Source organism: Nostoc sp. CALU 546 (genome assembly GCF_048836525.1).
The window spans coordinates 1-3,582 of sequence record NZ_JAWJTF010000221.1 but is presented as its reverse complement, the minus strand read 5'-3'; the positions used below and the strand labels follow the sequence as shown (position 1 = coordinate 3,582).

The window sequence follows — 3,582 nt, the reverse complement described above, 5'->3', positions numbered from 1 at the left end:
TATGGTTTAATGGGATGGATTTTTTAGTTTGTTTATTATGTCCCATTATTCTGTGAATAGGATATGTAGCCCTACGTCGCTTAAGATTTTAATCATGTCACCCCAAATGGTGGACACAGCGTTCCTATACTATCTCTATTAAAATCACCTCAGTCTTTGTGGTACTACAAGTAATTGTTTTAGTATCATTAATTTGTATTACTGCTACAATCAGTTGGGTTATCCGCGATTTATTAGATAGACTTTCTACTAATCCTCAAAACTCTTTACTAGCTATTCTGTTAGTGACACTATCTTTTACAGGGGTAGCGATCGCTTGCTGGACAACTTTACCACAAATTATTGCTATTGATGAGGCACGCAAACAAGCAAGAAACTTATTTATCACTACTCTCGATACTGTTCCAGATACGGTTTTAGTATTAGATGAAAAAGGTATAATTTGTCAAACCAATGCTGCTGCTGAAGAATTATTTGAAACAAGCATTCAACAGTTGCTTGGGAAAAACTTGAATCAACTCCTAATGTGCTATCGCGGTACACCGGAACAATGGTCTATTAGAAGTGAGCAAAGTTTAAGAATAAACCAAGGTTTACGAATTGTTGAATCGACTATTTCACAGCCATTTAATTCCCAGCTACGGGAATATATTGTAATTGTCCGTGATATCACTAAGCGGAAGCTAGCAGAGGAAGAATTAGTTCAGTACCGTTATCAGCTTGAGCAGTTGGTGCTAGAGCGCACCATTGAACTTATTAGAGTTAATCAACAACTTCAACAAGACATTATCAAGCGTCAAGAAGCACAAGAGCAATTACTACACAATAGTCTTCATGATGGACTAACTGGATTGCCTAACCAAAGATTATTTATGGAGCGGGTGCAGCAGGCAATAGAACATAGTAAACAGCAAAATAATTATTTATTTGCTGTCCTCTTCTTAGACCTAGACCGCTTTAAAGTTGTTAATGACAGCCTTGGACATCTACAAGGAAATCAACTTTTGATTGCAATTTCTCACCGACTAAAGTCAGTTCTACGAGTTGGAGATATAGTTGCCCGTTTTGGTGGAGACGAGTTCACAATATTACTTGAGGAAATTGAAGATATCAGCACCGCTATACATGTAGCCGAGCGAATTAAAAAGGTGCTAGCTTCGCCATTTCAATTAAACGAGCATCGGGTGTTTACTAATGTTAGTATTGGCATCGCTTTAAGTAAAAGAGATTATGAGCAAGCAGCACAGATTTTACGCGATGCCGATGTAGCAATGTATTGTGCCAAAGCACTTGGTAAAGCGCGTTATGAGGTTTTTGACCCAAAGATGCACGAGGGTGCAGCTTTGCTCTTGGAGTTAGAAACTGCTTTACGTCATGCGCTGCTCAAGCAAGAAGATTTTCGTCTTGACTACCAGCCAATTGTTTCACTGACAACTGGCAAAGTTATTGGATTTGAAGCACTGATACGTTGGTATCATCCAGAGCGAGGACTTATTTCCCCGCAAGATTTTATTCCCCTGGCTGAGGAAACGGGAATGATTGTTAGTATCGGGGAATGGGTGCTTTATGAAGCCTGTCACCAAATGCACAGATGGCATCAACAATTTCCTACGTCACTACCTTTGACAATTAGCGTCAATTTTTCTGGTAAACAAATCACGCAACCCGATGTATTTAAACAGGTTAAACATATTTTGCAGCAAACTGGACTGGAGCCATGCTGTTTGAAATTGGAGATTACTGAAACTTTGTTGATGGATAATTTTGAATTAGCTACCACTGTGCTTTCCCAGCTAACAGCGCTGAATGTCGAGACGCACATGGATGACTTTGGTACTGGCTATTCATCCTTGAGTTATCTGCACCGCCTACCAATCAAAACCATTAAGATTGACCGCTCTTTTGTCACGAGTATAGGTAGTCGAGGAGAAAATTTAGAAATTATTCGAGCGATTGTGACATTAGCCCATAATTTAAATATGTCTGTAACAGCAGAAGGAATAGAAACTGTAGAGCAATTAGCACAATTGAAGGCTTTACAATGTGATTATGGACAAGGGTATTTTTTCTTACCACCGATGGAACGTGCAGAAGTAGAAAGACTACTTGCAGCTAACTTATGCTCCAAAAACTTTTTAAAGAGATAAAATCTTGGGATTAAAATCTGTTTAGAGAAACATCTTGTAAAGTTGGGTGAGCAATCTCACTTGATAATTTATATTAGTGTAGTACTGACTGTAGCTGAAAATCTTCTGCATTATTAACTAACCCTTCTTCTAATAAGAGTTCGTTCACAAAAGTATCAATTTTCTTTCTATCGATATTCTGCATGACTACAATGTGTACCCAATCTTCAAAAATTGCTAACTGCCACTTTTTAATTAACCTTTGGGAAGGTTTTTGAAAGACTACGGTATTGGAAAAATTATTGAGCATACATGGATATTCTCTGATTTGGAGTTGTTGGAAAAGATATTGAGCATTATCAATACAGGTCTTTGCTTCTCTGGCTAATCCATCATAACCCCTTGTTTGCGTTGCATACCAGAGAATCAGAGGGGTATGACCGTTTCTAGAACCCAGAATTGTTGTATCTGTTGAACCAATATATTCAATTGCGGTTTCAACTTTTTCTACCCATTTCTTTTTAGTTAAAACTACACCGCAAGGTAAGGGAGAACCAATGAATTTAGCAGAAATAGCTACACTATCTATGGGTTTTTGAAAGTTAATTTGCGGAGCGCCATCTAGAAAGGGTAATATTAATCCTGAAAGTGCGGCATCACAATGAATGTAGTAATCTTTAATCTGATTACGCTCTAAAATTTCTAGAACTTTGTCTAAGTTATCAATCGCACCTTTGACAGTAGTGCCAATATTTAAATTGATGATCGCTGGATAACTACGATTGTCACTAATTGATTTTTCAAAATGTTCATAATTCATCTCTCCATTAATTTGTGAATTAACAACATTATGTTGAATGCGGAATAATTTGGCTGCTTTGGGTATGGAGTAATGAGAGTCTTCTGAAGAGTAAAGAATTCCATTAGGGTAGATTTCTCTTGCTAAAAACATTCCATATAAATTACCTTCAGTCCCGCCAGCAGTAATATAACCCCAAAATTGATTTTCTGGAATCTTATAGAGGTGAGCAAAAAAAGATAATACTTCTTGCTCAAATTTACGAGAATGAAGACCAAAATCTGGCTCAATATATGGATCTCCAGCATTATTTAACAGAAAATTAAAAAATTTTGCGATCGCACTGTAGTCACAAGTTAAATTATATGGATAACCTGCATGAAACTGCGATCGCTGTTCTATTTGCAGCAGAAAATCTGCCAACTCTTTAGCAACTTTATCTGACATATCTTTGAATCTCTTGAATTTTAAGTTAAGGGATGTTTTGGTCTAAATTACACGTATCACTCAGTACCTTGAGATTTTCTTAAGAGTACAGACATTTCGTTTTTTCTTTGATAAGAATACTGCGAGAATACATGGCTATCTTCAGTAAAAATACCCAATTTTTTTGTTGACTAGTCTATTGCCCTTAAAAATATAGCACTAGTATTTGAT

At 36.9% G+C, this 3,582-nt stretch carries 2 protein-coding genes; one reads left to right on the top strand and one right to left on the bottom strand.

The window, feature by feature from the left end; all coding sequences use genetic code 11:
- The first annotated feature begins 158 nt into the window (after positions 1-158).
- The gene (locus RRG12_RS41790) at positions 159-2,147 is read left to right on the top strand and encodes a putative bifunctional diguanylate cyclase/phosphodiesterase (RefSeq protein ID WP_420763200.1); all 1,989 of its coding nucleotides are present in this window, start codon (positions 159-161) and stop codon (positions 2,145-2,147) included.
- 73 nt (positions 2,148-2,220) lie between these two features.
- Here RRG12_RS41790 and RRG12_RS41785 read toward each other — a convergent pair whose 3' ends face one another.
- A complete protein-coding gene (locus RRG12_RS41785) occupies positions 2,221-3,372 on the bottom strand; it encodes a histidine decarboxylase (protein WP_420761484.1) in 1,152 nt (383 codons plus the stop codon).
- Between the last annotated feature and the right edge of the window lie 210 nt (positions 3,373-3,582).

What these genes read in the sequence shown, in the direction of transcription:
- RRG12_RS41785 (WP_420761484.1), bottom strand. Translation starts at nt 3,372, where the DNA reads ATGTCAGATAAAGTTGCTAAAGAGTTGGCAGATTTTCTGCTGCAAATA.